This window comes from Mariniradius sediminis, assembly GCF_021491425.1.
GTDB lineage: Bacteria > Bacteroidota > Bacteroidia > Cytophagales > Cyclobacteriaceae > Mariniradius > Mariniradius saccharolyticus.
On sequence record NZ_JAKEVZ010000015.1, the window covers coordinates 59,677 to 74,453 of the forward strand.

Consider the following 14,777-nt stretch of genomic DNA (forward strand, 5'->3'; position numbering starts at 1 on the left):
CACCCGCTTGCTGGGCGGGTGTTTTGGGGAATGCTTTGGCTTGTATCAATTTTTCGGATAAAGCGTCTTGATGTCTTTTTCAGTTTTGCCGAGGTACGCCATCACTGCATTGTAGTCGCTGAGGTCGAGCCTTGCACCGGCAAATTCACCGGGTATGACGATGATCCTGAATTTTTGGTTTCTGGTCCAGGAATTGTCGACGTTGGCCAAGTTAAAATTTGAATTCAAGAATAGGCTGAAGTCCACCCTGCTGAAATCAAAATTGTAGATCATTGTCCCTTCTTCAAACAAAACTGTTTGGGGCAATGGTCTCCAAATGACATTACCTCCCTGCACTTCCCATTCGACATATGCCATGACTACGTCACTGTTGAAAATAGGTGGCGTGAAATTGAATACTTCCTGGTAGTTGTTTTGGGCTGTAAAATTCGCAGTGACTTCGAAAACTTCTCCGACGATGTTCACGCCGGGTTGGCCCTGAGGGCCTTGAGGGCCGGGTAATCCGGGAGGTCCCGCAGGTCCGACGCATGCTTGGAAAAAGGCTATTCCTCCGATCAAAAGGAGCAAGGAGATTCTTTTCATGGGATTGGGATTAAAATGAATTGATGATAAAGACGGCAAATATGATAAATTGTTTTGATGGAAAATATTAACCCAAAACAAATGCCAATTACTGCTGAATGGGACTTATGCCAATCACCCGCACCTCCTCCGGATTGACAATCTGATCGATAAATAGCGTCGGTTCGGGCAGCTTGTTGGCCTTGGCAAAATCCCGGAGCGAAGCCTTTACCGTCTCGGGATTGGGCATTACAAAACGGTGGCGGTGGATATGTGCCACGGCAGCTTGAGGGGCTGAAAGATTCAGGTTTTCAAACCCCGGCTGGGCTGCCGTGAGCCATTTTTTCTCGATTCCTACAAATACCTCCATGGTATCCAGTTTCCCGGCCGGTTCCCGGAAGTAGATCGTGTGAAGCCTTGCCTCCGGATGCTGCTGCAGGACTTGTTCCATTTGCTCAAAGGACTCCCGAAGCTGCTTGTCCTGGGGAATACCTACGAAGCGCAGCCCCGATAGCTCGATCTGGGGATTTTCCCACACTTCGAGTTTGATTTCCCGAAAGCCGCCCATTTGGTAAAAGGTGAAAGCCAAGACGGCGACAAGGATCGGAAGACCGATCAAGATTACTTTCTTTTTCATACTAAAACAGATACCGCGCCCCAATCGCACCTTGCAGTCGGAAATGCCCAAATCGCTCGACCAATTCCATGAACAATCCAAACTCTGCAAATACACTCAGTGGAATCTCCTCTATGTAGTATTCTGAACCCACAAAACCTTCCGGCCCAAAATCCATATTCCTGCGCTGCTCAGCAAAAGTGACGTTCGGGTTGGTGCCTTGGGAATAGACGTAGTCGACCATCACGGACCTCAGCTGTGCGCCCGCCCCGGCATAGGCCAGCAAGTAGCCCGATCCGATGCCGATCATATCGGTGATGTCCTCATGGTAGGCCATTCGGAAGTTCATCGACCAGCGGTTCGAAGTGCTGTGACCGATGTAAAACGTGTTGGGGCCGGGACGGTTGTTTTCGAAGGTATTTCGATAATACGAGGCCGAGTTGGGACCCGCACTGCCAAACATTCCCTCGATAGAGATATTATCGTCGAGGAATGTCTTGTACGTTATGGAAAAAGGCTCACCCATCCGAAGGCCGATGCCCGGCTCTTGGGCCATAAGGCTCATCGGCATCAGGCAAATTGCCAATAGAAACAGTCTTTTCACGCTGCTTGGATTTTTACAGCCACAAAAGTAAGATAAAAGAAGCAAGAAGCGAGAGACAAGAAACAAGAGGTCAGATACTAGGGAACAACAAGAATCCACCAATAACTTAATAACCATTAACTACAAAAATCTCGATTGCTGCGGCTATGGACTATGGTCTATCGACTATGGACCAAAAAATATCGAATGATGAATATCCAACAACGAATATCGAACGCTGCCCACTGCAAACTGCTACTGCAAACTGAAGACTTCTCACCCAATCACCATAGACTTGAGCTGCATCTGATGGAGGCGGGAATAGTAACCACTGAGTTCGAGAAGGCTGTCGTGGGTGCCGCTTTCCTTGATCTCCCCATGGTCCATGACGATGATGTTGTCGGCACTTTGGATCGTAGAAAGGCGGTGCGCGATCACAATCGAGGTACGTCCTTTCATCATTTTCTTGATCGCCTTTTGGATCATTTCCTCTGTTTCCGTGTCGACCGAGGAAGTGGCTTCGTCAAGGATGATGATCTCGGGGTCGTATACAATCGCCCGCACAAAGGAAATCAACTGCCGCTGACCGACCGAAAGTGTGGCTCCGCGTTCCATCACGTTGTAGTCAAGCCCACCGGGGAGCTTTTCGATAAACTTCTTGGCGCCGACCAATTTGGCTGCCTTCATCACCTGCTCGCGGCTGATGTCGGGATTGCCGAGGGTGATATTGTGGTAAATGGTATCTGAAAACAGGAACACATCCTGCAAGACTACACCTATATGCTTCCTGAGTGCACCCAATTCAAATTCCCGGATATCCTTGCCATCGACCGTGATGGTGCCTTTGTTGATTTCATAAAACCTGTTGATCAGGTTTATGATCGAGGACTTACCCGCGCCCGTGGCACCGACCAAGGCGATGGTCTCGCCCGGTTTCACCTCGAAGCTGATGTTTTTGAGTACCCAATCCTCGTCGTTGTAGGCAAACCAAACCCCATCAAACTGGATATGGCCTTGGATGCTATCGGGCTTCCATTTGCCCTCGTTGGGGATTTGGTCGTCACTTTCCAGTAATTTGAAAATACGGGAGGAACTCACGACACCCATTTGCAGGGTATTGTAGCGGTCGGCAATCATCCGGATCGGCCTGAAAAACAACTGCAGGTACATGATAAACGAAATCAAAACGCCCACCTGCATGTCCATATCAAAGACCCGCGTGGCACCATACCATACCACCAAACCTGTACCGATAGCTTGAATGATCTCGGCTACCGGGAAGTAAATCGAGTAATACATGACCGAGTTGATATGGGCTTTGCGGTGCTCCCGGTTGATTTCCTGGAACTTTTCGTACTCCCGTTGCTCCCGGTTGAAAATCTGCACGATGTTCATACCCGTGATATGTTCCTGCAGGAAAGAATTGAGGTTGGCGACCGCATTGCGCACGTCATTGAAGGCGACTTTGATTTTTTCCTTGAAGATATAGGTGGAAATCAGCAGCAACGGCAAGGTGCACAAGCTTACCAAGGTCAGTCTCCAATCTACCCAAAACATCACCGCCAAAATCGTTACCAACTGCAGGAGGTCGCCAATAATCGCCGCCAATCCTTCACTGAACACATTGGCCAGGGTTTCGATATCGGACACGTTTCTGGTGACCAAGCGGCCGATAGGCGTATTGTCAAAAAACTTCAGCCGCATCCGCAGCAGATGGCGGTACAATTTGATCCGGATGTCCTTGATGATAACCTGCCCAATCCAGCCCGAAAGATACGTATGCGCAAACTGCACAACCGATTGGAGTACCAGCAGGAATACCAGCAGGTATATTATTCGGACAAGCCCAGGGGTGTCGCCAACAGCCACATAATTGTCGATTGCCACTTGGATAAAATAGGGCCGCGTAGGGGCAAGCAATGCCAATGCAATCGTCAAAAACACCAAAAAGTAAAACCTCCCTTGGTAAGGCTTCACAAAGCGGTACAGTTTCTTCAGCACCTCGGTGTCTATGATATCACCGCTTTTGGTATTTTCTTTTTCCAGGCTCAATTCAAAAACAAATTACAGGTAAATATCCTCGGGGTATACGACATTGCAAAGATAAAGTCCATGGGCGGGCGCCGCGGATTTGGCTTGGCTTCGTTCCCGGCTTTCCAATATTTTTTGGAAATCCGTCCTATCGATCTTCCCATGACCTACTGCCAACAATGTGCCAACAATCGCCCTCACCATTCCACGCAGAAAACGGTTGGCGGTTATCTGAAAGAACAATTCCGGTCCGATTTGTTCCCAAGTTGCTACTTTTATTTTGCAATTGAAGTGGTTGACGTCGGTATGCACCTTGCTGAAGCACTGGAAATCCTCCCATTCCAAAAGCAACGTCGCAGCTTCGTTCATCTTTTGGATATCGGGGGCGTGGAAAATCTGCCAGGCCAAGCCCTCCAAAAATGGGTTTTTCTGCAAGGTAATCTTGTATGTATAGCTCCGCCATTTGGCATCGAAACGCGCATGTGCATCTGCTTTGACTTCCCTCATCCGAAAGATCGAAATGTCTTTGGGCAGGATGCCGTTCAGGCTGCGGACAAGATGCGCCCCATCCAATTCCCCTTCCCAATCCATATGGGCGACCTGAAAGGAAGCGTGCACACCCGTGTCGGTACGTCCACTGCCCATGATGCCCACGGGCTGTCCGAGGATGGTATGGATTGCTTTTTCCAATTCAGCCTGCACAGTATGCGCATTTCCCTGGATTTGCCATCCGTGGTAGTTGCCGCCCCTGTAGGCCAATTCGAGAAAATAGCGCCGTTTTTCCATTTCAGTCTGCAAAGATAGAACTCGGCATCGAAAAACTCGGGCCTTGGACACATTCCTTGCGATTGAGGAATTATCCCTGTTTCTTTGTCAAAATTTTCAAAAAATGATCCAACGCATCCAGACCGTATTCTTATTTCTAGTGGCCGTGGCCATGGTATTGGTGATAGTTTTCCCCATTTGGCATCAGGTCAATCCCGGACAGACAGAGATGATGACGCTCACGGCATGGAAGCTTGAGACTGTCGATACAGCCACTAATGACGTATTGAACTCGGCCTCCAGGCCTGTTTCAGGCGTATTGGCAATCTTGACCGCTGGCTTGGCGATTTTCTCACTGCTGCAGTACCGCAACCGGACCAAGCAGATGTTTTTGAATATGATCAATTCCCTGCTGATGGTGGTCAATATCGGCGTCATCATCTACATCAGCCATACTGCCAATGCGGAGTTCAACCCCACTGTCAGCGGCGCTTTTGTCACGGGCTTTTGGGCGATCTTCGGGGGTATGATCTGCAACCTCTTGGCCAACCGCTTTATCCGCAAGGACGAGATGCTCGTGCGGTCGGTGGATAGGATCAGGTAGTTTGTAAGCAAATCCGGTATTGAAGCCAGTGGCATTAAAGTCACTGGCTTTTGTTTTTGTAAGTGTTAAGTTTGGGAAAACGAAAAAGCAATGCGCCTAGAAACCCTCTCTATCCACGCCGGCAATATCATCACGGATACCAACAGACCAGCCGTACAGCCCATCACCACCGCGACGACTTTTGAGCATGGCGATGGCCAGCATATGTATGCCCGTGCTTCCAATCCGAATAGGAGTTCCTTGGAAACGCTCTTGGCTAAATTAGAACACGCTGAAGATGCTGCCGCATTTTCATCGGGGAATGCCTCTGCTTTGGCGGTGTTTCAGGCTTTGGAACCGGGTTCGCATATCATCGCGCCGGACGATATGTACCATGGTATCCGCAAACAGTTGGAGGAAATGCTGCGTGGCATCTTGGAAGTGGATTTTGTAGACATGTCGGATTTACAGGCTGTGGGCGATGCATTCAAATCCAACACAAGGTTGGTTTGGGTGGAAACCCCTTCCAATCCCCTTTTGAAAATCTCTGATATCAGGGCAATTGCGAAGCTGGCAAAAGAAAAAGGCGCTTGGCTTGCTTGCGACAATACATTTGCGTCACCGGTTTTCCAAAATCCAATTTTGCTTGGCGCAGACATTGTCATGCATAGCAGTACCAAGTACCTTGGCGGGCACAGTGATATCCTCGGTGGTGCGTTGATGACCCGATCAAAAAATGCCTTTTGGGAAAGGATTCGCTTCGTCCAACACGTAGGAGGAGCAGTTCCTTCGCCTTTTGACACTTATTTATTGGTCAGGAGTATCAAAACCTTGGCTTACCGGATGAAAGGCCACGCGGAGCATGCAGGCATTATTTCGGAGTTTCTCTCCCAACATGCCAGCGTTGAACGCGTATTTTATCCTGGTTTGAAAAGTCATCCCAATCACGCCATCGCGGCTTCGCAGATGAGCGGATTTGGGGGAATGCTGTCATTTCTGGTCAAAGGTGATGCAGCAGACGCGGATGCGGTAATTTCCAAATTGCACTATTTCACGAATGCGACGAGTCTTGGCGGGGTCGAGAGCTTGGTCGAGCGGAGGGCTGCCGTGGAGGGGCCGAATACCAAAACACCGCAGAATTTGATCCGTGTATCTGTCGGCTTGGAGCATTTGGATGATTTGCTGGAAGATTTGGCCGAGGCTTTACAGAAATAAAGGCTGTCAGAAACAGCCTTTTTTTTTGGGGTATAGGGTAAGTTTAAAAAGGGTGACCGAGGCAACTATTTCGGATTGCTTGAAAATTACTCAGGATTTTTTGGATTATATAATTTTTTCTAGATTATTTCCTTGTTTATTGATTTTTTTCAAAATCCCAATCATCCAGCCCATCCTTCACGATCCAAACTTCTGTATTGTATCGCTTCCGCCAAATGTTCTACTTTGATTTGATCGCTTTGCCCGAGGTCGGCGATTGTTCTAGATACTTTTAGTATTCGATCATAGGCACGTGCGGAAAGTCCCAATCGCTCCATGGCGGTTTTCAGTAGTGCCTTTCCAGCCTCGTTGATTTGGCAAACTTCCTTTACGAGGTGTGAGGGCATCATGGCGTTGCAGTGGACTTCTGGGTTGTCTGCAAATCTCCGCATCTGGACCTCCCGCCCGGCAATTACCCTTTCTCGGATGGACTTGCTCGACTCGGTTTTGCGTGTCGAGGTCATTTCCTCAAACTTCACAGGAGTCACCTCGACATGCAAGTCTATCCTGTCCAACAACGGACCGCTGATTTTGTTCAAATACCGCTGCACCACGCCCGGGCCGCAGACACACTCTTTTTCGGGATGGTTGTAGTAGCCGCAGGGACAGGGGTTCATGCTCGCGATGAGCATAAAGTTGGCAGGGTAGTCCACGGAGACTTTTGCCCGGGAGATCGTGACCTTTCGTTCCTCGAGTGGCTGCCGCATCACCTCGAGCACGGTACGTTTGAACTCAGGCAACTCATCCAAAAAAAGCACACCGTTGTGCGAAAGCGAGATTTCCCCCGGCTGTGGATTGCCGCCTCCTCCGACCAAGGCCACATCCGAAATGGTATGGTGCGGGGACCGAAAGGGCCGCTGCGCAATCAGTGCCGCGTGTTTTCCCAATTTTCCGGCAACGGAGTGGATTTTGGTCGTTTCCAATGCTTCCTGTAGGCTGAGCGGTGGAAGGATAGAGGGAAGTCTTTTGGCCAGCATGGTCTTGCCCGCGCCGGGAGGACCTATCATGATGACATTGTGCCCACCCGCTGCCGCGATTTCCATCGCCCGCTTGATGTTTTCCTGTCCTTGCACATCGGCAAAGTCAAACTCAGCATGCTCCAAGGAATTGTAAAAGATATCCCTGGTGTCGGTGACAAGGGGAGTGATCTCGAGTTGGCCTTCCAAAAATTGAATCGCCTCATCCAGGGTATTGACCCCAATGACGTCGAGCTTGTTGACGATGGACGCTTCGGAGGCATTCTCCAACGGAAGTATGAATCCTTTGAATCCCTTTTTCCGGGCTTCAATGGCAATCGGGAGGGCGCCTTTGATTGGTCTTAAAAAACCGTCCAAAGACAATTCACCCATAATGATGTATTGCTCGAGTTCGGGGAAGCCGACTTGCTCTGAGGCTTTGAGGATTCCCAAAGCGATCGGAAGGTCATAAGCAGAACCTTCCTTCCGGATATCGGCAGGAGCGAGGTTGACGACGACCTTTTGGCGCGGCATTCGGTAGCCAAAGTGTTTCAGCGCGGACTCAACGCGTTGCTGACTTTCCTTCACTGCACTATCCGGCAGGCCAACCATGAAAAAACTGGTGCCTTGGCCCACATTCACTTCAATCGTGATGAGCTTTGCATCGACTCCGGAGACGGCACTTCCAAAGGCTTTTGAAACCATTTTGCAGGGTTTTTTGGGGATAAAAAAAGGGAACCTAATTGATTCCCTAATTTAGCCAATTTTGTATAAGATGCTTTAGTTATGTGAAATTTTGTCTCGGACGGATTCCCTTTGCCTCTTTTTCTTCTGCAAGCTTGTCCAACTTCTGCTCGATGTTGCGCAGCTTGACCCCTTGCTCAAAGTCATAAAGCTTGGCTTTCAACTCATTTTTCTCCGTTTCTTTCTTGGAAATCTCACTCTCGAGGTTGTTTCGGACGATTTTATCGGTGCCCCAGGAAATAAGAAACAGGAACAGGCCGATCCAAAGGAAATTGGTGACGAGGTAAGTGTTCAATTCTTCGACCCTGAAGATGCCTTTTAGAGAATCAAAAGCGAGGAAAAACACGAGCGAAACACCAAAAAACAATGCGACCAATAGATGCGAGATACGATTGATTTGTTTCATAGGTAGGGCTTTTTAGAAATGATGCCAATATAGTTAAACTGCCTGGATACTGGAAAGTTTCTTGTACAAGCCATCCTCCAGGATGAGTTGGCTATGTGTGCCGCGCTGCACGATTTCGCCCTTTTTGATCACGAGGATTTCATCGGCATGTTGGATGGTACTGAGGCGATGGGCGATGACCAAAGTCGTCCTATTAGTCATCAGCTTGGTCAAAGCGTCCTGTACCAGGCGCTCGGATTCGGAATCCAAGGCGGATGTAGCTTCATCCAAGATCAGAATCGGCGGGTTTTTCAGCACAGCACGCGCGATGCTGAGGCGCTGCCTTTGTCCTCCGGAGAGCTTGGAACCCCGCTCGCCAATATTGGAATGGTAGCCGTTTTCAAGTTGGACGATAAACTCGTGGGCATTGGCGATTTTGGCGGCCTCCATGACTTTTTCTTCGGATATGCCTTCCAGCCCAAAGGCGATATTATTGAAAACCGTATCGTTGAAGAGAATGGATTCTTGGGTCACGATGCCCATGAGCCCTCTGAGTTGCGCAAGATCCAAATCCCGCAGGTCTGTGCCGTCCAGCAATACCCGGCCTTCACTGGGATCGTAAAAACGAGGCACCAAGTCCGCGATGGTGGACTTGCCGCCACCCGATGGCCCGACGAGCGCGATGGTTTTTCCTTTTTCCAAGGTGAAGTTGACCTCCGAAAGGACGGTTTCCTTTTCGTACTTGAAGGAGACGTTTTGGAAGGTGATTGATTTCGAAAATGTCGATACCGGTTTCGCGTCGGGGCGATTTTGGATATCGCTAGGGGTATCCACCACTGCGAAAATCCGCTCCGCCGATGCAAGTCCGCGCTGGATGCTACTCGCGGCCCGGGAGATTTCCTTGGCCGGATTGAGGACTTGGGTAAAGATGATGATGTAAGTGATGAAATCCGAGGCGCTCAGGTCGGAGGCATTTCCCAAGACCAGGCTACCCCCGTAAAGCAGGATACCTGCTACCACAAATACCCCCAAAAACTGCGAAATCGGTGAAGCCAGCTCGTTTTTGCGGGCCATGGAAATGTTCACATTGGAGTAGTTGTCCGTCTCCTCGTCAAACTTCCCGGTTACGTAGGATTGCGCGCCAAATGCCTTGATTACCCGCATACCGCCGATGGTCTCGTCCAGGATATTGACGATACGGCCCAGGGATTCCTGGCTTTCAATGGCTGTTTTGCGGAGCCTGCGGGTAATCCCACCAATGATCGCACCCGAGATCGGGATGATGAGGATGGTAAAAAGTGTAAGCTTGACAGACATGAAAAACAGGACCGCAAAGTACAGGATGATTGTGGCGGGTTCCTTGAAAACCACCCGGAGCGACTGCACGATGCTGTTTTCCACCTCTTGGATATCGTTGGTCATCTTGGACATCAGGTCGCCCTTGCGCTCATTGGAGAAAAATCCGATGTGCATTTGGGTGGTTTTTTGGAAAATATCCAGACGCATCTTTTTGATGACTTCTGCACGGACCTTGGCCAGGACGACACCCGATAGGTAAGTAAAGAGGTTGGAAAGAAAGACCGATACGACGATGATGATGCAGACATATACCAAGGTGCCAAACTTCCCATAGATCTCGGCAATCTGCAAAAAGTAGTGGTTGAACATGTGCATGAAATACGCCAGGGAAAAGGAGAACGCAGGCTTGGTCAGGTATTTGTCCATCTCGCCGGGTCCGACCTGCTCGAAGATCACGTCAAAAAGCGGCTTGAGCAGCGTAAAATTCAGCAAGCCAAAGACGATGGCCAAGATCGTGTAAAGGACATAGACCGGAAAATACCGGCGGTAGGGCCTGGCATACGACAATATCCGGAGGTAGGTATTCATGGACAGCAAGATGTTCGGGCTGCAAGTTAGGGATTTTTTGGGGAAGAGGGTCAGGTGCTCGATGCCCTAGCATGAATGGATGCAGTAAGGTTATACTGCTGGTTTTCCAATAACCCAATAACCCAATAACCAATAACCAATTTCTCCTCCCTAAAAATTAAAATCCCTCCTAATCGCATTGACCCTGAGGGAAAACCGCGTGAAGCTGGTGCTTCGGGGCGTGCTGATGCCTTCGGTTGTCCGGCTGCGGTAGGTAAGAGGAGGGGGATAAACTGGTTGTTTCCGAAGTCCCTGTCGGAACTAGGGGCAGGTTTAAAAACTTACCCCCAAGCTTATGCCGACTCCAAATGGGAAAAAATCGACCGGTTTTTCCGCGTTTTTAGAATTGAAGAACGTAACCCAAGGAGTGTATCCTGCCCTGAAAAAGAAGCCTCCTTCCGGCTTCTGGTACCTGTAGCCTATTCTTGCGTTGATGGTCGCATCCCAATATGCCTCTTCCCGATGATTGCCAGGAACACTGGTATCGAAAATAAAATCCCGGTCTTGAAAAGTGAAGAAGCCTGCCCCATACTCAAGGTGGTGTCGTGATTTTCCAAAAAAAGCGGTCACTTCCGAGGCAAATGCGGGTATCCAATAGGATGAATGGACAAATTCAACAGGCTTCTGATACAATGCAGAGAAGCCTACGCTTCCGGATATCTTCATCCTATTTTTCTGATGGAAGATACGTCCATAGTTAAGTCCATATCCGGCGGAATTCCCAAGTAATTCTACGAATACAGCATTTTTGGCGGTAAATACCTCTGGGTCGGCTTGGGTAAATGCCTTATTTTGGGAAATCACTAGCAATACGACCACCAGTGAAAACAGGGACGATCTGGAATTGAGTTTCATAGGGATAACATCGAAAACGAAGACATTTGTCAAACTTAAAAAAAAAACGAAAAAAAAGAGATGTTTAGTATGTTTTTTTCCATGTGGTTCAATTGACTGTTGCCTTTCGAATACTATGGATCTCTTTTTTGAAAACTGGACCGACGTTGGAGAGAAGGCCTGATCCCCTACATTGAGACTGTGCAAGAAGAATCCTGCTACGATAGACCGGATGGGCAAAGAATACCCTACCCCTAAAAATTAAAATCCCTCCTAATCGCATTGACCCTGAGGGAAAACTGCGTAAAGCTGGTGCTTTGGGGTGTGCTGATGCCTTCGGTCGTCCGGCTGCGGTAGGTGTGGCTGAAGTCAAGGAAGATATTCTGCTTGATCATGTAGCTCAGGTTCAGGTTGGCCTGTATCAAGTCGTTTTGGATACCCTGGCCGATGACATTGTTGTAGAGGCCGATTCCCGTGCCGGGACTGGTGCGGTTTTTCAGGACATCCTTGCCGAAGTTCACCACAGGAGAGGGGTCGTCCCCATAGAACTGGTACAGGCCGGTAATGGTCGCGTACAGACGGGGAAGGAACTCCGGCTGGTACCGTATCAGGGCGATTGCCTCACGGAAATTGGCCCCGAGGGGATGGGTCAGCGGCGTACGGTAATTGGAGTAGGACTGGTAGGGGAATTTTTCCTGGTAGGTATAGGGTCGGGATTGGTTGTACTCGAGTTGGAGGTCGAGGTTGGAGACTTTAAAGAGCTCGATGAACTTGAGCCCTGCCTGGATGCTGTGTTTGTTGCGGATGGAGTTTTTGCCGCTGATGCCAAAGAACTCATCAAAGACAAATTCATCCAAGGCAAATTGTCCGTAGAACTGCATGCCGGGCACCAGGTTCCACTTGACGTCGGTGCCGATCATGACCTTGTCCGGGGTGCCGAGTTGGTGCTCCACCCAGCGGTAGAAGATGATGGGGTTGAGGTAGTTCCAGTCAAATTCATTTTTCATCACGGACTGAAAGAGGCCCAGGTTGAAGTTTTTGCCGATGTTGGTACCAAGGCGGTAGAGCGAAAACCACTTTTGCGGGTAGCGTGCGTCCGTGGGGCGACCTTGACCGTCGAAGATGATATCCGCCGTCTGCTGTGCCCAAAGGTTGGTGAGTTGGAAGCGCCAGATTTTGGTATTGAGCTTGAAAAACATGTAGGGATTGGAAAAATCCGACAAGATCATCGAGCGGTAGCCTTCACCGACAAAGTTACGGTCGTGGCCAAGTTGGGCCTGGATATGACGGGTAAAGTTGAAGCTGATATGCCCCCTGGCGGAGAAGTAGCCGTAGCCTTCCTCCTCGTAGCGTTTCCAGAATCCTTCGCCCGGGACGGCTCCGCTATGCTCTATGTAGTCCTTGACCCAAGAGGGGAAGATCGCCTGTGAAGTCGTGAAGTAGGAATAGAATGCCACCTTGCGGTCGATGCTGCCACGGATTTCCGCGCCCCGGGAGTTTTGGACGCGCATCTTGTCTTGATCGGGTTCGAAGCCGGCGGAGAGGTATAGGACTGGGTTGATGCGTATGTCCAGGACCGAATCGCGGTAGTAGGCGAAGTCTGCGGGGTTTTTGTAGAGGGCCTTGAATAGCGGTCTCCGGGACCGGGGCATTTCGCCCGACATAAACTCCCAGTTGTCCTGCGTCAGGTAGCGAAGGTTGAAAACGTCCGCTTCACTGAGGTCGGTATCACCTTTAAGCAGCGTATCCAAAAACGCCCCGACTTCATCCCTTCGGTAGGGTTTGAAGCCTGTATGGAAGTTGGGGTTGTTTTTGCCGCTGAGGATTTCGTAGCGTTCGAGCAGGTGGTAGTAGTCCCTGTTGTAGGGAATATAGGCACCCTGGGCAAGGGATTCCGAGAGCGCGCAAAGGGAAAAAATGGCAAAGAGAAGGAAGCTTTTTCGCATGGACAAGGATGATCGAAGCGTAAATCTAAAAAAACTGAACGAAACTGCCGCCTTGAGGCTCGCAAAGCGAACCAAGGAGCAAAGGGCGCAAGATTTTTTCTCGCAAAGACGCAAAGATGCCAAGGAAAAATACCCCTGAATTTTGACAAATGCGCATTTGCGTTCCTCGCGCCTTCGCAGTCTTGGCATACTTGAAATGGGGCACACAAAGACGCAGAGACGCAAAGAAAAAAAGAGAACCGTAGGGCACTTGCCTTCGCAGTCTTGGCGAGAGGTTCAATAGCCACGAATGCGCGAATTGATTACCTGCGTACCCTTAAGTAGGAATAGGGAAAATATTTTCCTTCTACATCGTTTTTCAGGAAACCCCTTTGTACTTTAGTCCGTCTTGGCAATAATTGAAATTTACAGAGATGGGATTTTTGAAATATTTGGAAAGAACGCCGTCAATGGCCTGGGTGTGTTTGGCCATCTTCGCTTCAACGGCTTTTTTCCTTCCAAACAGTTCGTTACTCGCACAGGATAGAAATGCCGAGTATTTCTCCGAAAACAAATACGCAGACTACCCCATCATCACTTTCCGGGAAAATCTCTTCAACCAACCCGTATATTACGTCAATGGAGTGAAGGCAAATGCCGGTGAAGTGCGGGCCTATTTGGAAATCCAGCCCGGGGACGCACAGGATTTTGCTGCTGACAATTCGAAAAGATTGGGCGGGGCTGCGCTGCGGTACGTAGGATTGGCAGTCACGACCGGTTCATTGGTATACTTATTTACAAACCAGCTACAACCCAACAACTTCAGTACCTTTTTTTGGGTGAGTTTTGGAGGGGGGATTGTAGGGAGTATAGGGGCTTCCATGGAGGCAAATGCCAAACGCCGTATCGCTGGCACAATCGACAAATACAATTATATCATCTCCCGTGACCAATTGCAGGGGCATTACCTGACGATGGACGTACGCGACAATCTACTCGGTGAAAAAATCGACATCTACGATGGCCCCAACCTGTTGAACAAGGCGCAAATCAGGAGCTTGATGGAAAACAGGCCCGACATGTATGCGGATTACCTCAAGGCACTACGCAAACAAAATTTGAGCTTTGCTTTGGATATCGGTTCCCTAGCCTTGGATTTGGTTTTTGTTGCCTATTTCATTTCGCCACAACTCCAATCTTCCACCCCCAATGATATCCTGATACCCCTGGTCTTCACGAATCTTGGTTTGGGAATAATCTCCGGCCAAGTACGCCGCAGCGCAAGGAACCTCACGCGTTCTGCTTTGTACCGCTACAATTTTGGTGATGCGGTGACGCCTTCAGTCCCCATGCAGCAGTCCCCCATACCGGTTGCCAATTTTGTTTCCTTCGGTATTCCGTTGGATCGGAGAAAATGAGTCTTCAGAATGCAGTCACAGCTGACAGTATTCCATTCCGTTTTCGCATTCGTGAATTCGTGGCTACTTTTTCTGGTGCAATCCTCCAAATTCACAAATGAACCTCTGCCTACTGCTACTTTTTTGCGTTCTCCGAGCCTTTGCTGTCTTTGCGAGAAAAAACAGCCACGAATGCACGAATAGCATTCCCTGCCCA

13 protein-coding genes are annotated in these 14,777 nt (G+C 49.4%); 3 read left to right on the top strand and 10 right to left on the bottom strand.

Translation table 11 applies throughout. The features are described from left to right. Positions 1–45: 45 nt before the first annotated feature. The 5 genes from L0U89_RS17010 to truA all read right to left on the bottom strand — a co-directional run bounded on the left by L0U89_RS17010 (position 46) and on the right by truA (position 4,577). Entirely contained in the window at positions 46–582 is a 537-nt protein-coding gene (locus L0U89_RS17010) for a hypothetical protein (RefSeq protein ID WP_234862611.1), read from the bottom strand. A gap of 88 nt (positions 583–670) precedes the next feature. After that, positions 671–1,198, bottom strand: coding sequence for a hypothetical protein (locus L0U89_RS17015; RefSeq protein ID WP_234862612.1), 528 nt, complete (start codon positions 1,196–1,198; stop codon positions 671–673). A gap of 1 nt (position 1,199) precedes the next feature. Then, the gene (locus tag L0U89_RS17020; protein ID WP_234862613.1) at positions 1,200–1,781 is read right to left on the bottom strand and encodes a hypothetical protein; all 582 of its coding nucleotides are present in this window, start codon (positions 1,779–1,781) and stop codon (positions 1,200–1,202) included. A 255-nt stretch (positions 1,782–2,036) separates the two neighbouring features. After that, positions 2,037–3,812, bottom strand: coding sequence for an ABC transporter ATP-binding protein (locus L0U89_RS17025; protein WP_234862614.1), 1,776 nt, complete (start codon positions 3,810–3,812; stop codon positions 2,037–2,039). A gap of 12 nt (positions 3,813–3,824) precedes the next feature. Continuing rightward, entirely contained in the window at positions 3,825–4,577 is a 753-nt protein-coding gene (gene truA / locus L0U89_RS17030; RefSeq protein ID WP_234862615.1) for a tRNA pseudouridine(38-40) synthase TruA, read from the bottom strand. 103 nt (positions 4,578–4,680) lie between these two features. On the opposite strand from truA, the gene L0U89_RS17035 reads away from it, so the two are divergent. Next, positions 4,681–5,160: a DUF4293 domain-containing protein gene (locus L0U89_RS17035; protein ID WP_234862616.1), complete on the top strand. Its 480-nt coding sequence runs from the start codon at positions 4,681–4,683 to the stop codon at positions 5,158–5,160. Between the two features lie 90 nt (positions 5,161–5,250). Next, positions 5,251–6,354, top strand: coding sequence for a trans-sulfuration enzyme family protein (locus L0U89_RS17040; protein WP_234862617.1), 1,104 nt, complete (start codon positions 5,251–5,253; stop codon positions 6,352–6,354). 161 nt (positions 6,355–6,515) lie between these two features. Here the strand turns inward: L0U89_RS17040 and L0U89_RS17045 are convergent, their stop codons facing one another. From L0U89_RS17045 to L0U89_RS17065, 5 genes are all read right to left on the bottom strand, one after another. Continuing rightward, a complete protein-coding gene (locus L0U89_RS17045; protein ID WP_234862618.1) occupies positions 6,516–8,054 on the bottom strand; it encodes a YifB family Mg chelatase-like AAA ATPase in 1,539 nt (512 codons plus the stop codon). 79 nt (positions 8,055–8,133) lie between these two features. After that, positions 8,134–8,499 (bottom strand): hypothetical protein, encoded by a 366-nt coding sequence (locus L0U89_RS17050; RefSeq protein WP_234862619.1) that lies wholly within the window; start codon positions 8,497–8,499, stop codon positions 8,134–8,136. Positions 8,500–8,532: 33 nt separating this feature from the next. Then, positions 8,533–10,365: an ABC transporter ATP-binding protein gene (locus tag L0U89_RS17055; RefSeq protein ID WP_234862620.1), complete on the bottom strand. Its 1,833-nt coding sequence runs from the start codon at positions 10,363–10,365 to the stop codon at positions 8,533–8,535. A 312-nt stretch (positions 10,366–10,677) separates the two neighbouring features. After that, positions 10,678–11,259: a hypothetical protein gene (locus L0U89_RS17060; protein WP_234862621.1), complete on the bottom strand. Its 582-nt coding sequence runs from the start codon at positions 11,257–11,259 to the stop codon at positions 10,678–10,680. 233 nt (positions 11,260–11,492) lie between these two features. Then, the gene (locus L0U89_RS17065; protein ID WP_234862622.1) at positions 11,493–13,184 is read right to left on the bottom strand and encodes a hypothetical protein; all 1,692 of its coding nucleotides are present in this window, start codon (positions 13,182–13,184) and stop codon (positions 11,493–11,495) included. A gap of 413 nt (positions 13,185–13,597) precedes the next feature. Between L0U89_RS17065 and L0U89_RS17070 the strand changes: the two genes are divergently transcribed. Further along, positions 13,598–14,581: a hypothetical protein gene (locus L0U89_RS17070; RefSeq protein ID WP_234862623.1), complete on the top strand. Its 984-nt coding sequence runs from the start codon at positions 13,598–13,600 to the stop codon at positions 14,579–14,581. The last annotated feature ends 196 nt before the right edge of the window (positions 14,582–14,777 follow it).

Bases quoted from the DNA above. Each gene is read 5' to 3' on its own strand.
- L0U89_RS17010 (WP_234862611.1), bottom strand. From the start codon at position 582: ATGAAAAGAATCTCCTTGCTCCTTTTGATCGGAGGAATAGCCTTTTTC.
- L0U89_RS17015 (WP_234862612.1), bottom strand. From the start codon at position 1,198: ATGAAAAAGAAAGTAATCTTGATCGGTCTTCCGATCCTTGTCGCCGTC.
- truA (WP_234862615.1), bottom strand. From the start codon at position 4,577: ATGGAAAAACGGCGCTATTTTCTCGAATTGGCCTACAGGGGCGGCAAC.
- L0U89_RS17035 (WP_234862616.1), top strand. From the start codon at position 4,681: ATGATCCAACGCATCCAGACCGTATTCTTATTTCTAGTGGCCGTGGCC.
- L0U89_RS17040 (WP_234862617.1), top strand. From the start codon at position 5,251: ATGCGCCTAGAAACCCTCTCTATCCACGCCGGCAATATCATCACGGAT.
- L0U89_RS17045 (WP_234862618.1), bottom strand. From the start codon at position 8,054: ATGGTTTCAAAAGCCTTTGGAAGTGCCGTCTCCGGAGTCGATGCAAAG.
- L0U89_RS17050 (WP_234862619.1), bottom strand. From the start codon at position 8,499: ATGAAACAAATCAATCGTATCTCGCATCTATTGGTCGCATTGTTTTTT.
- L0U89_RS17055 (WP_234862620.1), bottom strand. From the start codon at position 10,365: ATGAATACCTACCTCCGGATATTGTCGTATGCCAGGCCCTACCGCCGG.
- L0U89_RS17060 (WP_234862621.1), bottom strand. From the start codon at position 11,259: ATGAAACTCAATTCCAGATCGTCCCTGTTTTCACTGGTGGTCGTATTG.
- L0U89_RS17065 (WP_234862622.1), bottom strand. From the start codon at position 13,184: ATGCGAAAAAGCTTCCTTCTCTTTGCCATTTTTTCCCTTTGCGCGCTC.
- L0U89_RS17070 (WP_234862623.1), top strand. From the start codon at position 13,598: ATGGGATTTTTGAAATATTTGGAAAGAACGCCGTCAATGGCCTGGGTG.